A 14,435-nucleotide genomic window follows, 5' to 3' on the forward strand; every position below is an offset into this window, starting at 1 on the left:
AGCGCCGGCGCCGCCGCCTCGATCCGGGCGCCGAGCGCGGCCGCCACCTCCGCGACATGCCCCTCGTCCAGGCCGGTGCCGCGGCAGCTCGCGACGTTGCCTGTCAACACCGTCCGCATCCGCCCCGGCGCGTCCACGCCCGCGACCGGCGGCGCCGCGTCGTGCAGCGCGACGACGGTGTCGGCGATGGCATCCAGCATTGCGCCGTCCAGCTCGCCGCGCGCCGCCACGGAATCCAGGAAGTCCGTCGGCGGGATGGGCGCCATGCGGAGCACCCAGTCCACCGCCTCCCCCGCGCCGCCCAGCGCCAGCGCGCCGTCGGGGCCGCGCGTCACCGGCAGCACTTCGCGATAGATGCCCGGCGCGGCCGGCCGGTTCAGCTCCAGCTCCCTCCGACAGAAGCGCTCCCGCGCGGCGAGAGGCGCGAAGTCCAGGAAGGGCAGCGTCACCGCCTTCTTCAGCTTGAAGGCGTCGTCGCGGCCGACGAAGACGGCGGAGATGTGCGTCTCCACCGGCGCGGCCCCGGTGATCCGGTGGAGCAGCGCCGCGACCGGCTCCTGCTCCGCGGGGATCACGGGTAGAGCATCTCCATCTCCCAGCCTTCGCCCGACCGGTGGAAGACGCGCCGCTCGTGCAGGCGGAAGGGCATGTCGCGCCACAGCTCGATGCGCTGCGGCAGCAGGCGGAAGCCGCCCCAGTGCGCCGGGCGCGGGATCTCGCCGATGCCGAACTTCATGGTGTATTCGGCCACCGCCTTCTCCAGCGCGAAGCGGCCCTCCAGCGGGCGGGACTGCCGGCTGGCCCAGGCGCCGATGCGCGACCCCCGCGCGCGGGAGGCGTAGTAGGCGTCCGCCTCCGCCGCCGAGACCTGCTCCACCGGGCCTTCCACGCGCACGCTCCGCTGCAGCGTCTTCCAGTGGAAGCACATGGCCGCGAAGGGGTTGGCCGCCAGTTCGCCGCCCTTGCGGCTTTCGAGGTTGGTGTAGAAGACGAAGCCGCGCGCATCCACGCCCTTCAGCAGCACCATGCGGGCGGAGGGCCGGCCATCCGGCGTCGCCGTCGCCAGGCAGACGGCGTTGGGATCGTTGGGCTCGGACCGCGTCGCTTCCGCCATCCATGCTTCGAAGAGGGCGACGGGGTCCTCGGTCGCGGGGGTCCGCGCGGGCTGGTCCAAGAACGGCTCCTGCGATGGCATGGGGGGCGGCCGGCCGATCGCCGGCATCTTGCTCCCGTTGGGGGCATGTGCCATCCCGCCCCGGCCTCCGCAACCAGCCGCCGGTCCCCTCATGCCCCAAGCCGAAGACTCCGACGCCCCCGCCGCCGTGCCCGCGGGCACGCTGATGGCGGGCAAGCGGGGGGTGGTGATGGGGGTCGCGAACGACCGCTCCATCGCCTGGGGCATCGCGCGCGCTGTGGCGGCGCAGGGCGCCGAGCTCTGCTTCACCTACCAGGGCGAGGCGCTGGAGAAGCGCGTGCGCCCGCTGGCCGAGCAGGTCGGCTCCCGCCTGGTGCTGCCCTGCGACGTGACGGACGACGCCAGCGTGGATGCGGTGTTCGACACGGTGAAGGAGGCCTGGGGCGGCATCGACTTCCTGGTCCACGCCATCGGCTTCGCCGACAAGCAGTATCTCCGCGGCCGCTACATGGACACGCCGCGCGACGCCTTCCTGCAGGCGATGGACATCAGCGTCTATTCCTTCGTCTCGGTCGCGCAGCGCGCCGTGCCGCTGATGCAGCCGGGCGGCAGCCTGCTGACGATGAGCTACCTGGGCGCGGAGCGGGTGACGCCGCACTACAACGTCATGGGCGTGGCCAAGGCCGCGCTGGAGGCGAGCGTGCGCTACATGGCCGCCGACCTGGGCAAGGCCGGCATCCGCGTGAACGCGATCAGCGCCGGGCCGATCAAGACGCTGGCCGCCAGCGGCATCGGCGACTTCCGCTACATCCTGAAGTGGAACCAGTACAACGCGCCGATGGAGCGCAACGTGACCATCGAGGATGTCGGCGGCGCGGGGCTGTATCTCCTCTCCGGCCTGTCCTCCGGCGTGACCGGCGAGGTGCACCACGTCGATTGCGGGTATCACGTGGTGGGCATGAAGAACCCCGACGCGCCCGACATCGCCACGGTCTGATCCTCCGTCTCCCACGCCGCGTTCTCCCTCTCCCGCTTGCGGGGGAGGGTCGGGGTGGGGGCATCATCCCGCGCTCCCCCTGAGGCGCCAGGCGACCCCCATGTCCCACAACAGCTTCGGCCACCTCTTCCGGTTCACCACCTGGGGCGAATCCCACGGCGCCGCCATCGGCTGCGTGGTGGATGGCTGCCCGCCGCGCATCCCGCTGACCGAGGCCGACATCCAGCCCTTCCTGGACCGCCGCCGTCCCGGCCAGTCCAAGTTCGTCACCCAGCGCCAGGAACCCGACCAGGTGAAGATCCTGTCGGGCACCTTCGAGGGCGTCACCACCGGCACGCCGATCTCGCTGCTGATCGAAAACCAGGACCAGCGCAGCAAGGACTACGGCGAGATCAAGGACCGCTTCCGCCCCGGCCATGCCGACCTGACCTATGAGCTGAAATACGGCGTCCGCGACTACCGCGGCGGCGGGCGGTCCAGCGCGCGGGAGACGGCGATGCGGGTGGCCGCCGGCGCCGTCGCACGCAAGGTGCTGGAGGGCGTCACCATCCGCGGCGCGCTCGTCGCCATGGGCGGCGACTGGATCGACGTGGCCAGGTTCGACTGGGCGGAGGTGGACAACAACCCCTTCTTCTGCCCGGACGCCGCCGCCGCCGCCCGCTGGGAGGCGAAGCTGACCGAGGCGCGGAAGTCCGGCTCCTCCCTGGGCGCGGTCGTCGAACTCGTCGCGGAGGGCGTGCCCCCCGGCCTCGGCGCGCCGATCTACGGCAAGCTCGATGCCGACCTCGCCGCCGCGCTGATGTCGATCAATGCCGTCAAGGGCGTCGAGATCGGCGCCGGCTTCGCGGCCGCGTCCTTCACCGGGGAGGAGAACGCCGACGAGATGCGCATGGGCCCGCACGGCCTGGTGCAGTTCGAGAGCAACCACGCCGGCGGCATCCTGGGCGGGATCAGCACCGGCCAGCCCGTGGTCGCGCGCTTCGCGGTGAAGCCGACCAGTTCCATCCTGACGCCGCGGAAGTCGGTGGACCGCTTCGGGCAGGAGGTGGAGGTGCTGACCAAGGGCCGCCACGACCCCTGCGTCGGCATCCGCGCGGTGCCGGTGGGCGAGGCGATGCTCGCCCTGGTGCTCGCCGACCACCTGCTGCGCCACCGCGCCCAGAACCCCGACGCGCCGAGCCAGGCCCGGCTGCCCCGGAACTGACCGCCGCGCGGCCCGCGCTCGTCGCCTATGGCCGCGGCATCTGCGAGTTGTGGAACTGCGCGATGCGCCAGGCATCGTCCCGGCACGTCACCACCATGCTGACGCGGAGCAGCGACGGCGTGGCCTGGCCCGCCGCCTCGACGCGCCACACGCCGGAGACCAGAACGGCCGTGTCGGAGAGCACGGCGGAGGTGACGGACTCCGCCGTGGCGCGGCGCTCGTTCGAGGCGCGGTTCGCCAGAGGTGCGAAGTAGGCTTGGACGGCGTCGCGCGTCGTTGCAAGGCCGGTCATGGTGGTGCCCCAGAACAGCGCATCCGGCCAGAACTGGTCCACAACGGTTGCCGGGTCTGCGGCGGTGAAGGCCGCGAGGAAGCGGCCGAACACCGCCTCCGCGTCTTCCTTGGGCCCGGCCCAGGCGGCCACAGGGTTCATGGCGATGAGCACGGCAGGGATGAGGCAACGGCGCAACATCGGAATCGCTCCGAACCATGCACCAGTTGCGCCTGTTTCAATCATTCGCGATTGCGCAATCAGAATGGCGCTCCGCCGGTGCGCCGACGTGGCGGGCGGCAGCACGCCCGGCGCCACACGGAAGCGTCAGCCGAAAAGACTGGCGTCGGGACCGGCAAAGGCGCATCTTGTGCGCGTCACCCTGCGTCCCGGTTCGGCCTGTCCTCACTGCTCCGCATGGAGCACCGAGCCCAGCCCCCCTCCGTTTCGTCCGGCTGATCCGCCACGCGATGTCCGCGCGGCGGTCCTCGTGCCTATCGGAATAAGTACATCATGCAAGTTGGCACCGTGAAGTGGTTCAACGCCACCAAGGGCTATGGCTTCATCCAGCCCGATGACGGCTCCAAGGACGTCTTCGTCCACATCTCTGAAGTCCAGCGCGCCGGCTGGGACGGCCTGCAGGAAGGCGACAAGCTCGGCTACGAGCTCCAGCAGGGCAACCAGGGCAAGATGTCGGCCTCCCGGCTGCAGCGCGCCTGAACGGTGTGGCGCGGCCTTCGGGCCGCGCCCGCCCCCTTTGAAGGAGGCCGCCATGGCCCCGCACAAATTCACCGTAGGCCAGGACGTCGAGTTCACCCCCGGCCCCTGGGACGCCAACATCCCCCGCGGACTCTACACCATCACCCGGGCCCTGCCGGGCGACGACCTCGACCGCACCTATCGCGCCCGGAGCGCGAAGGACGGCCTGGAACGTGCCTTCCGCGAGCAGCAGCTTCGCCCGGTCGGCCAGGAATTCAGCGCCGGCTGAACGGCCAGGCAGGCGCCCGCAGGGTTCACCAGGGCGTCACGCGGCGCGGGCGTCGCGCCGGCTCACTTCCTCACAGGCCGGCAGGCGCAGACGGTGCGCCAGCGCCAGCACCTCGCGCAGGATCTCGTGCTTCGCCGCCCGCTCCGCCGCCACGCCCGGCACGGCGAGGAAGGCGGTGAACTCCACCTCGATACCGTCCAGCCCGAGGCCGGTCGCACCGACCAGCGTCTTCTCCCGTGCCACGTCGCGGCGCGCGTCGAGGATGGCACGTATCCCCTCGATCAGCGCGTCCACCTGCTCGGGCCGCGCCGTCCAGGCCACCACCACCTTGCCGGTCGCCACGCGATGCCGGCGCGTGCCCATGTTGTTGATTGTCGCATCCGCCAGCTTGCCGTTCGGCACCACGACCAGGCTGTCATCGGCCGTGCGCACCCGGGTCGAGCGGATGCCGACCTTCTCGACCGTGCCACGCACCTCGCCTGCCACGATGGAATCACCGCGCTTGAAGGGTCGGTCTGTCAGCAGGATGCCGGCGCCGAACACGTTCTGCAGCGTCTCGCGTGAGGCGAAGGCGAAGGCCAGGCCGCCGACGCCCAGGCCCGCGATGATTCCCGCCACCGGGATCGACAGGACCAGCGCGACATAGACCGCCGCGCCTGCCGCCAGCGCCACCCGCGCCGCACCGGCCAGCAGCGACAGCATGATCTCGTCCAGATTCGTCTCGGTGGCGGCCGCCAGCAGCATCAGCCGCCGCGCGATGGCGTCCACCACCAGCCAGCCGGCCCAGGCCATCGCCACCGCGAGGGTGATGCTGAACAACGCGAGCAGGCCCCCCTGCACCAGGTCGGGCAGGCCGAGCCAGTTGCTGCCCACCAGCCAAAGCCCCGAAGCGGCGGCCAGCCTCGCCGGCCAGCGGATCGCGCGCGCCTCCGCACGGGGAATCCCGGCGAGCCAGGCGAACAGCATCGTCGCCGGCCGTCCGACCAGGAAGCCGAGCAGCCAGCCCGCCGCGACGAGGCCGAGGATGCCGATGACCTGCCACGTCTCGATCGGGCCGAGCCGCGTGACCAGCCAGGGCGAGAGCCCGGACACCCACTGCCGCACGGCGAAGTAGCCGGTGGCTTCCGGCAGCATGGCGGAGGATTCCGGATCCGTCGGCATCGCCTCGAGCGCGCCATACAGCGGGCGCAGCGCCGCGACGCTGTCCGCCGTCACCGCCCAGCGCGGCGCCTCCGGCGTGGCGTCGGGCCGGCGGGCAATGGCGATGCGCCCGAGCGGATGCTCGAAATGCACATAGGCGCGCGCCGAGGCCGGGTCATCCGGCACCTCCTGCGGCAGCACCGGGCCGATTCGCGCCAGGATGCGGCGCAGATAGCCGACCGCGAGCCGCCCCTCATGCGTCCGCACCGCCTCCGGCACCTCGTCCAGGTTGAAGACGGCCAGGCGCTGTGCCTCGTTCGCCGAGGGATCGAACAGCGTCAGCAGCACGTCGCGCGGGCTGCGCAGCGCGAGATGCGCCTCCGCCTCCGCCGCTGCCGGCCGTGCCGCGCGCATCCGGCGCACCTGCCCCGCAAGCTCCTCGGCCGCCGGCATGACGATGTACCACCGGCCTTCGCGCCGCTGGAAGGTCAGGGTCAGCGCCGCCTCGGTGCCGGCGCGCTCCAGCCGCACCTCGACGCGGTCGCCCTCGGCGGACCGGCCCGGGATGGACCACAGCCGGAAGGTCGCAAGGTTGATCGCCTCGGCCAGCGCCTGCACCTGCGCCAGCCTCTGGCCCGCGCGCAGCCGCGCCGCCCCCTCCCCGAAATGCACCACGGCCGCCGCGGCGCCCCAGGCCTCCTCGCTGCCCAGCCACGCGCGGTTGGACGCGGTCAGGAAGGTGCGCATCGCGCGGCGCGGCGTCGCCTGGTCCACCGCCAGCCGCGGCGCCGTGCCGGCCACCCGCCCGCCGGTCCACCATTCGCCGGTGTCGAAGCGACCCATGAAGGTCTGCCCGTCCTCGGCCATGACGAACAGGAAGCTGCCGAAGCGGTCGCCCTCGATCCAGCGCCCCTGCAGCTCGCGTCCGCGCGCCTGCGCCTCGATGCGGCCGTCGTAGAGCGGGTAGGTGCCGGTGACGCGGTCACCCTCCTGCCGCAGGTCCAGCATCGCCCCGCCGCCGCGCCAGCGCGTGTCCCAGCTGCCCGTCCAGGACTCGGCCTGCGCCGCACCTGAGAGGAGAGCGATCGCCAGCACGAGCAGACGGCCCAGTGCGCGAGGTCGGAGCAGGTTCGGCATGCCTGGCGGTCGTCCCGGGTGGATTGAGCACGGCGGCGCGGGCTCGCGTGATGCGCGCGGGCCGCGGGCGGCGTCAAGCAGGCCGGTTCCCCCCACGGACGCCGCCCGGCAGGCAGGGCGCACATCGGACGGCCCTCGAATCATCCGGCCGCCGGGCTTTGCCGGCACCGCCCGCCATGCGCTAATCCCGACCGCAGCGACACCACGGGCCAGGCATGCCGGATACGAATCTTCCACACCGCGACCGCGGCGCCTTGCCGGCCCGCATGACCGGGAACGGCGAGGTCATCGAGACCTCCGCGCCGATCGGCGACGCGGTGAAGACGACCACCTGCTACATGTGCGCCTGCCGCTGCGGCATCAAAGTCCACCTGAAGGACGGCCGCGTCCGCTACATCGAGGGCAACCCCGACCACCCGGTGAACCGCGGCGTGCTCTGCGGCAAGGGCAGCGCGGGGATCATGACGCAGTACGCGCCCTCCCGCCTGCGGGCGCCGCTGAAGCGCGTCGGCCCGCGCGGCTCCGGCGAGTTCGCCGAGATCTCCTGGGCAGAGGCGATGGACATCGCCACCGGCTGGCTGAAGGCGGTGCGCGAGACGGATCCGCGCCGGCTCGCCTTCTTCACCGGCCGCGACCAGTCGCAGAGCCTGACCGGATTCTGGGCCGCGCAGTTCGGCACGCCCAACTTCGCCGCGCATGGCGGCTTCTGCAGCGTGAACATGGCGGCCGCGGGCCTCTACACCATCGGCGGCAGCTTCTGGGAATTCGGCGAGCCGGACTGGGAGCACGCCAAATACTTCATGATGTTCGGCGTCGCCGAGGACCATGACAGCAACCCGATCAAGATCGGCCTCGGCAAGCTGAAGGAACGCGGCGCGAAGTTCGTCAGCGTGAACCCGGTGCGCACCGGCTACAGCGCGATCGCCGATGAATGGGTGGGCATCCGGCCGGGCACCGACGGCCTGCTGGTCATGGCGCTGATCCACGAATTGCTGCGCACCGACCGCGTCGATCTGGAGTTCCTCGTCCGCTACACCAACGCGCATTGGCTGGTCGTGAAGAACCCCGGCGGCGCGGATGACGGCCTCTTCGCGCGCGACGCGGAGGGCAAGCCGCTCGCCTGGGACCGCGCGCGCGGCGCGATGGATGCCGGCAGCGCCGAGCTCTCGCCGCAGATCGTCGGCGAGTACGAACTGCCGGATGGCCGCACCGCCGTGCCCGTCTTCCAGCTGATGGCGGAGCGCTACCTCTCGCCGGACTACGCGCCGGAGAAGGTCGCCGCGACCTGCGGCGTCACCGCGGACCGCATCCGGCGCCTGGCCGCCGAGATTGCCGACATCGCCTTCAACCACACCATCACCATCGAGCAGCCCTGGACCGACACGCTCGGCCGCCGGCACGAGAGGATGGTCGGCCGCCCCGTCTCCTTCCACGCGATGCGCGGCATCTCCGCGCATTCCAACGGCTTCCACACCTGCCGCGCGCTGCACCTGCTGCAGATGATCCTCGGCGCCATCGATGTGCCTGGCTCCTGGCGCTACAAGTCGCCCTTCCCGCGGCCGATCCCGCCGGGGCCCGGCCCCGCCGGCAAGGGAGCGAAGCCCAACACGCCGCTCGCCGGCAACATCCTCGCCTTCCCGCACGGGCCGGACGATCTGCTGGTGCATGACGACGGCTCGCCCATCCGCATCGACAAGGCGTTCAGCTGGGACGCGCCGCTCGCGCTGCACGGCATGATGCACACGGTGATCGGCAATGCCGGCGCCGGCGACCCGTACGAGATCGACACGCTGTTCATGTTCATGGCGAACATGGCCTGGAACAGCGCGATGAACCCCGGCGAGGTCGTCCGCTGCCTGACCGAGACGCGGGAGGATGGCGAGTACCGCATCCCGCACGTCATCTACTCGGATGCGTATTTCAGCGAGACGGTCCCCTACGCCGACCTCATCCTGCCCGACACGACCTACCTGGAACGCTGGGACTGCATCTCCCTGCTGGACCGCCCGATCGGCAGCGCGCATGGCCCGGGCGACGCCATCCGCCAGCCGGTGATCCAGCCCGACCGCGACGTGCGCGGCTTCCAGGAGGTGCTGATCGAGCTTGGCGCCCGCCTCGGCCTGCCCGCCTTCGTGCAGGAGGATGGCAGCCCGCGCTTCAAGGACTACCCGGACTACATCATCAACCACCAGCGCATGCCCGGCATCGGCCCGCTCGCCGGCTTCCGCGGCGACGGCACGAAGAAGGGCGTCGGCGAGCCGAACCCCGACCAGCTGAAGATGTACATCGAGAACGGCTGCTTCTGGCGGCACCACCTGCCGCCGGAGCAGCTCTACTTCAAGCACGCCAACAAGGCGTATCTCGATGACAGCAAGGCGATGGGCCTGATCGGCAAGGCCGACCAGATCGTGCTGCAGATCTACAGCGAGCCCTTGCAGAAGTTCCGCCTGGCGGCGCAGGGCCACGGCGCGAAGCAGCCGCCGGAGGCGCAGCGGGCGCGCATCGCGACCTATTGCGACCCGCTGCCCATCTGGTACCCGCCGCTCGAGCAGCAGCAGCACGACGTGTCGGGCTTCCCGCTCTCCGCCATCACGCAGCGGCCAATGGAGCACTACCATTCCTGGGGCTCGCAGAACGCCTGGCTGCGGCAGATCAAGGGCGCGAACAAGCTCTACATGAACCGCGTCACCGCCAGCCGGCTCGGCCTGCAGCAGGACGACTGGATCTGGGTGGAAAGCCGCAACGGCCGGGTGAAGGGCCAGCTTGCATTGATGGACGGCGTGAACCCCGACACCGTCTGGACCTGGAACGCCATCGGCAAGCGCGCCGGCGCCTGGAACCTCTCGCCCGACAGCCCGGAAGCCACGCGCGGCTTCCTGCTGAACCACGTCATCAGCGAGTGGCTGCCGGCGCAGGAGGCGGCGTACCGCTTCGCCAATTCCGACCCGGTGACGGGCCAAGCGGCCTGGTACGACCTGCGCGTGCGCGTGACGAAATGCGCCGCGGATGAGATCGCGCAGACCGACCCGCATCCCGCGACACTGCAGCGCCCACCCGGCATGCAGCCCGCACCGGCACTGGTCAGGGAGCCCGGCACGTGACCGAACTGCCGCCGCCGAGCGCGAAGAAGCTCGGCCTCGTCATCGACCTCGACACCTGCGTCGGCTGCCATGCCTGCGCGACGAACTGCAAGGAGTGGAATGCCGGCGGCCACCTCAAGCCGCTGCCCGACTTCAACGCCTATTCCGCCGGCGCGGAAGGCGTGTGGTTCAACCGCGTCCACTCCTACGAGGCCGGCGAGGGCGAGGACGGCCGCACCGTCCACTTCCCCCGCTCCTGCCTGCATTGCGAGACGCCGGCCTGCGTCACCGTCTGCCCGACGGGTGCGAGCTACAAGCGCGCCGAGGACGGCATCGTGCTGGTCAACACGGAGACCTGCATCGGCTGCGGCCTCTGCGCCTGGGCCTGCCCCTATGGCGCGCGCGAGCTGGACGAGGACGAGGGGGTCATGAAGAAGTGCACCCTCTGCGTGGACCGCATCTACAACGAGACCATCCCGGAGCCGCAGCGCCAGCCCGCCTGCGTCATCACCTGCCCGGTCGGCGCGCGCCACTTCGGCGACCTCGGCGATCCTGCCAGCAAGGTGTCGCAGCTCGTCGCGGCGCGTGGCGGCTTCGACCTGATGCCGGAGCTCGGCTACAGGCCGGTCAACAAGTATCTCCCGCCGCGCGAGCGCCCCGCCCCCAACCCGCACCCGCCGGCGGAAGCGGCACCCACGCAGATGGACATCGCGAACCCGCTGCTGCGCTGGCTGGACCGCGCGCTGTCCCGCTGAACTACGCAGCCCTTCACCCCGCACGGGAGAGGGCCGCGCGAACATGGCGGCGCTGCCGGTCGCGCCCCCACCCTCCCGCGCTCCGCGCGGGCCCCTCCCCTCCCCCGCTCCGCGGGAGAGGGATCGTCGGCGCGCGCTGCTCCCTCTCCCGCGGAGCGGGGGAGGGTTGGGGTGGGGGCGCGACCGACCTCCCCTGATCCGGCGACGACGCTCCCCTCAATCCGCCCGGATGTTCCCCGCGCGGATCACCTCCCGCCAGCGCGTCAGCTCCTCCCGGATCAGCGCGGTGTAACCATCCGGCCCCAGCGTCCCCGGCCGCACCCCGATGGCGGCGAATCGCTCCCGCACCTGCGCCGAGGCCAGCGCAGCATCCAGCTCCACCCGCCAGCGCTCGGCGACGGCAGGCGGGATGCCGGCCGCGGCCGAGAAGCCGAACCAGTTGGTCGAGGCCACGGCGGGGAAGCCCGCCTCGGCGAAGGTCGGCACCTCCGGCAGCACGCTTGCGCGCTCCGCCTCGCTCACCGCCAGCGGGCGCAGCCGCCCGGCGCGGATGTTGCCGAGCGCGGTCGGCAGGCTCTCCATCAGCGCCGGCAACTGCCCGCCCATCACGTCGGTCATCGCCGGCGCCGATCCGCGATAGGGCACATGCGTCAGCTCCACCCCAGCCGCGCGCGCCAGCAACTGGCCGGTCAGGTGGTTCATCGTGCCGTTGCCGCCCGAGCCGTAGGTGATCTGTCCCGGCCGCGCCCGCGCCGCCGCCAGCAGCTCCGCCAGCGTCGTGCCGGGGAAGGCCGGCCCCACCACCAGCACGCTCGGGAAGGTGCCGACCAGGTGGACATGCGTGAAATCCGCCAGCGCGTCGTAGGGCACGTTGGCGTAGAGCACCGGCCCGATGCCGTGCGAGGCCGCGCTCGACATCATCACCACATGCGAATCGCCGCGCGCCTTGGCGACGATGTCCGCGCCCAGCATCCCGCCCGCGCCCGGCCGGTTCTCGATCACGATCGGTTGGCCGAGCCGCGTGCCGAACCACTCGCCCAGCGTGCGGGACAGGATGTCGGCCGCGCCGCCCGGCGGGAAGTTCACGATCCAGCGGATGGGCCGCTCCGGCCAGGCGGCCTGCGCCCGCGCCATGCAAGGCGCCGCCAGCGCGGCGGCCGCCACCAGCAGGCCGCGTCGTCGCATCGAACCCGGATGAGGCCGCATCGTGTTCCGTCCTTCCGCTCGTCCGCACCATCACGGGCGTCGGCTTGCGCAGCTTAACCCGCTCGGCGATTGTCCCAGCAAGCGTCATGCCGCGGCGCAGGAACCCAGGCGTGCCGCGGCGCGCATCGTCATCACGGGGGCCAGGATGGATTTCGACCTGCTGCTGCGCGAGGTGCGCCTGCCCGACCAGCGCGCGGATGCACCCACGGTGGACATCGGCGTCACCGCCGGCCGCATCGCCGCCATCGCGCCAGCCCTTCCCGGCCAGGCGCAGGAGGAGGTCGCCGGCGGCGGCCGCCTGGCCTGCGCCGGCTTCGTCGAGACGCACATCCATCTCGACAAGTCCTGCATCATCGACCGCTGCGACTGCTCCACCACGCGCTTCCCGCATGGCGCGATGGAGGCCGTCTCCGCGCTCAAGCCCTCCATCACCGTGGAGGATGTCCGCAGCCGCGCGGCCGGCACGCTGGAGCGCTGCATCCTGCACGGCTGCACGCGCATGCGCACCCATGTGGAGGTGGACCCGAAGATCGGCCTGCGCGGCTTCGAAGGCGTGAAGGCGCTGATCGCGGCCTATGCCTGGGCCATCGACATCGAGATCTGCGTGATGCCGCAGGAGGGGCTGACCAACAACCCCGGCACAGACGAGCTGATGGTCGCCGCGCTCGAGAACGGCGCCACCGTCGTCGGCGCCGCGCCGAACTACGACACCGACCGCGCCGCGCAGATCCGCCGCGTCTTCGAGCTCGCGCGCCACTACGACCTCGACATCGACATGCACCTCGACAGCGGCGCCTCCGCCGCCGAGCTCGACACGCTGCTGGTCTGCGAGCTGACCGAGAAGCACGGCTGGGGCGGCCGCGTCGCGATCGGCCATGTCACCAAGCTCTCCACCATGCCGCCGGCGGAGATGGCGAAGGTCGCGAAGCGCCTGGCCGATGCCGGCGTCGCGCTGACGGTGCTGCCCGCGACCGACCTCTACCTTGGCGGCCGCCACCGCGACCACGACGTGCCGCGCGCCGTGGTGGACGCCAACCAGCTGGTGGAGGCCGGCGTGACCTGCTCGCTCTCCTCCAACAACATCCAGAACCCCTTTACGCCCTTCGGCGACGGGCAGCTGGTCCGGCAGGCCAATCTCTACGCCAACATCGTCCAGCGTGGCGCGGCGGAGGAGCTGCGCGCGATGTGGGACATGATCACCGCGTCCTCGGCGAAGATCATGCGCCGCGAGGACTACGGCCTTGCGGTCGGCAATCCGGCGGACATCGTCGTGCTGGACGCGCCGGACGCGGTGGCGGCGCTGCGCGGCATCGCGCCGGTGCTGCACGCCTTCAAGCGCGGCCGCCGCACCGTGACCCGCGCGCCGGCGGTGCTCCACCGGCCGCAGGCGTAGCGCGATACGCGCCAACTCAGGGCGGGTCGGGGTGGGCTGGTCGCGCCCCCACCCGCCCTCGCTGCGCGAGGGCACCGCCGCTGCGCGGGAGAGGGATCGTCGGCGTGCCAGGCTCCCTCCCCTGCGAAGCGGAGGAGGGTCGGGGTGGGGGCGCGACCGCGCTCCCCGAAGCCGGCGCCGCCGCCACCCTCAATTCACCGGGATCGCCGCGGCGCGCACCACCTCGCGCCAGCGGACCAGGTCGGCCTCCACCAGCGCCTTCAGCGTCGCGCCGTCCGTCGCCTCCACCGCGAAGCCGGTCGCGGCCAGGCGCGCGGCAATCTCGGGCGAGCGCAGCGCCTCCCGCAGCACCGCCTGCACCCGCGCCTGCAGCGCCGGCGGCATTCCCGCGGGCGCGACGATGGAATGCCAGCTGCCGCTGGAGAAGCCGGGCAGCCCGGCTTCCGGGAAGGTCGGCACCTCCGGCAGCAGCGGGTGGCGGGCCGCGCCGCCCACCGCGATGGCCCGCAGCCGCCCGCCCAGCACGTGCTGCGCCACCGTCGCCACGTTCAGCATCGAGAGCTGCAGCGTGCCGCCCACCAGGTCCGTCACCGCCGCGCCGCCGCCGGGATAGGGCACATGCGTCGCCTCCGTCCCGGTGCGCAGCTTGAACAGTTCCATCCCCAGGTGCTCGGAGGAGCCGATGCCCGAGGAGCCGTAGGACGCCCGGCCCGGATTCGCCTTCAGCCAGGCGATCAGCTCCGGCAGCGTCGCCACCGGCACCGAGGGATGCACCACCAGCAGGTTCGGCGCGCTGATCGCGATGGTCAGCGGCGTGAAGTCCTGCACGGGGTCGAAGGGCGGGCGCGCCGTGATCAGCGGCGTCACCGTCAGCAGGCCGCTGGCCGCGACGAACAGCGTCTGCCCGTCCGGCGCCTGGCGCATGACGTGCTGCGCCGCGACGATGCCGTTGGCGCCGGTGCGGTTCTCCACCACCACGGGCTGGCCCGTCGCCGCCTGCAGCGGCCCCGCCAGCGCGCGGGCCAGCAGGTCGGAAGGCCCGCCCGGCACATAGGGCACGACGAGCACGACCGGCCGGCTTGGCCAGGCGGGCGCGCCGCCCTGCGCCAGAAAGGGGAAAGAAAGGAAG

General features: G+C 72.0%; 12 protein-coding genes and 1 pseudogene. 7 read left to right on the top strand and 6 right to left on the bottom strand.

The genetic code is table 11. The annotated features are described in order from the left end of the window. Together OZN99_RS12780 and pdxH are read right to left on the bottom strand one after the other, a co-directional pair. Positions 1-575, bottom strand: a pseudogene (locus OZN99_RS12780) (AAA family ATPase); the annotation flags it as partial. Further along, a complete protein-coding gene (gene pdxH / locus OZN99_RS12785; RefSeq protein WP_408611837.1) occupies positions 572-1,195 on the bottom strand; it encodes a pyridoxamine 5'-phosphate oxidase in 624 nt (207 codons plus the stop codon). The pseudogene OZN99_RS12780 and the gene pdxH, both read right to left, overlap by 4 nt. 91 nt (positions 1,196-1,286) lie before the next feature. Between pdxH and fabI the strand changes: the two genes are divergently transcribed. After that, entirely contained in the window at positions 1,287-2,132 is an 846-nt protein-coding gene (fabI, locus tag OZN99_RS12790) for an enoyl-ACP reductase FabI (protein WP_270935627.1), read from the top strand. 100 nt (positions 2,133-2,232) lie between these two features. After that, positions 2,233-3,336: a chorismate synthase gene (gene aroC, locus OZN99_RS12795; protein WP_270935628.1), complete on the top strand. Its 1,104-nt coding sequence runs from the start codon at positions 2,233-2,235 to the stop codon at positions 3,334-3,336. A 25-nt stretch (positions 3,337-3,361) separates the two neighbouring features. Here the strand turns inward: aroC and OZN99_RS12800 are convergent, their stop codons facing one another. Then, positions 3,362-3,913: an SgcJ/EcaC family oxidoreductase gene (locus tag OZN99_RS12800; protein WP_270935629.1), complete on the bottom strand. Its 552-nt coding sequence runs from the start codon at positions 3,911-3,913 to the stop codon at positions 3,362-3,364. Between the two features lie 207 nt (positions 3,914-4,120). On the opposite strand from OZN99_RS12800, the gene OZN99_RS12805 reads away from it, so the two are divergent. Further along, the gene (locus OZN99_RS12805; protein WP_270935630.1) at positions 4,121-4,327 is read left to right on the top strand and encodes a cold-shock protein; all 207 of its coding nucleotides are present in this window, start codon (positions 4,121-4,123) and stop codon (positions 4,325-4,327) included. Positions 4,328-4,379: 52 nt separating this feature from the next. Then, positions 4,380-4,595: a hypothetical protein gene (locus tag OZN99_RS12810; RefSeq protein WP_270935631.1), complete on the top strand. Its 216-nt coding sequence runs from the start codon at positions 4,380-4,382 to the stop codon at positions 4,593-4,595. A 36-nt stretch (positions 4,596-4,631) separates the two neighbouring features. Here the strand turns inward: OZN99_RS12810 and OZN99_RS12815 are convergent, their stop codons facing one another. Next, the gene (locus tag OZN99_RS12815) at positions 4,632-6,872 is read right to left on the bottom strand and encodes a mechanosensitive ion channel family protein (RefSeq protein WP_270935632.1); all 2,241 of its coding nucleotides are present in this window, start codon (positions 6,870-6,872) and stop codon (positions 4,632-4,634) included. Between the two features lie 266 nt (positions 6,873-7,138). On the opposite strand from OZN99_RS12815, the gene OZN99_RS12820 reads away from it, so the two are divergent. Both OZN99_RS12820 and OZN99_RS12825 read left to right on the top strand, forming a co-directional pair. Next, a complete protein-coding gene (locus OZN99_RS12820; RefSeq protein ID WP_270935633.1) occupies positions 7,139-9,973 on the top strand; it encodes a molybdopterin oxidoreductase family protein in 2,835 nt (944 codons plus the stop codon). Beyond that, positions 9,970-10,707 carry a 4Fe-4S dicluster domain-containing protein gene (locus OZN99_RS12825; RefSeq protein ID WP_270935634.1) on the top strand — a complete coding sequence of 246 codons (738 nt, stop codon included), beginning with the start codon at positions 9,970-9,972 and terminating at the stop codon, positions 10,705-10,707. Before OZN99_RS12820 ends, OZN99_RS12825 begins: the two co-directional genes overlap by 4 nt. A 216-nt stretch (positions 10,708-10,923) precedes the next feature. Here the strand turns inward: OZN99_RS12825 and OZN99_RS12830 are convergent, their stop codons facing one another. Continuing rightward, a complete protein-coding gene (locus OZN99_RS12830) occupies positions 10,924-11,892 on the bottom strand; it encodes a Bug family tripartite tricarboxylate transporter substrate binding protein (RefSeq protein WP_270935635.1) in 969 nt (322 codons plus the stop codon). Between the two features lie 166 nt (positions 11,893-12,058). Here OZN99_RS12830 and OZN99_RS12835 point away from each other — a divergent pair, with 166 nt between their 5' ends. After that, positions 12,059-13,306, top strand: a complete 1,248-nt coding sequence (locus OZN99_RS12835; RefSeq protein WP_270935636.1) for an amidohydrolase family protein — start codon at positions 12,059-12,061, stop codon at positions 13,304-13,306. Positions 13,307-13,495: 189 nt separating this feature from the next. On the opposite strand, the gene OZN99_RS12840 is transcribed toward OZN99_RS12835, so the two are convergent. After that, positions 13,496-14,435: Bug family tripartite tricarboxylate transporter substrate binding protein (locus OZN99_RS12840; protein WP_270935637.1), on the bottom strand; the 940-nt coding region annotated here is incomplete at its 5' end.

Source organism: Falsiroseomonas oryzae (assembly GCF_027856955.1).
In the GTDB taxonomy this organism is placed as follows: domain Bacteria; phylum Pseudomonadota; class Alphaproteobacteria; order Acetobacterales; family Acetobacteraceae; genus Falsiroseomonas; species Falsiroseomonas oryzae.

Excerpts from the sequence above, each read along its gene's own strand:
- OZN99_RS12810 (WP_270935631.1), top strand. The coding sequence starts at position 4,380 with ATGGCCCCGCACAAATTCACCGTAGGCCAGGACGTCGAGTTCACCCCC.
- aroC (WP_270935628.1), top strand. The coding sequence starts at position 2,233 with ATGTCCCACAACAGCTTCGGCCACCTCTTCCGGTTCACCACCTGGGGC.
- OZN99_RS12835 (WP_270935636.1), top strand. The coding sequence starts at position 12,059 with ATGGATTTCGACCTGCTGCTGCGCGAGGTGCGCCTGCCCGACCAGCGC.
- OZN99_RS12820 (WP_270935633.1), top strand. The coding sequence starts at position 7,139 with ATGACCGGGAACGGCGAGGTCATCGAGACCTCCGCGCCGATCGGCGAC.
- fabI (WP_270935627.1), top strand. The coding sequence starts at position 1,287 with ATGCCCCAAGCCGAAGACTCCGACGCCCCCGCCGCCGTGCCCGCGGGC.
- OZN99_RS12815 (WP_270935632.1), bottom strand. The coding sequence starts at position 6,872 with ATGCCGAACCTGCTCCGACCTCGCGCACTGGGCCGTCTGCTCGTGCTG.
- OZN99_RS12830 (WP_270935635.1), bottom strand. The coding sequence starts at position 11,892 with ATGCGACGACGCGGCCTGCTGGTGGCGGCCGCCGCGCTGGCGGCGCCT.
- pdxH (WP_408611837.1), bottom strand. The coding sequence starts at position 1,195 with ATGCCATCGCAGGAGCCGTTCTTGGACCAGCCCGCGCGGACCCCCGCG.
- OZN99_RS12805 (WP_270935630.1), top strand. The coding sequence starts at position 4,121 with ATGCAAGTTGGCACCGTGAAGTGGTTCAACGCCACCAAGGGCTATGGC.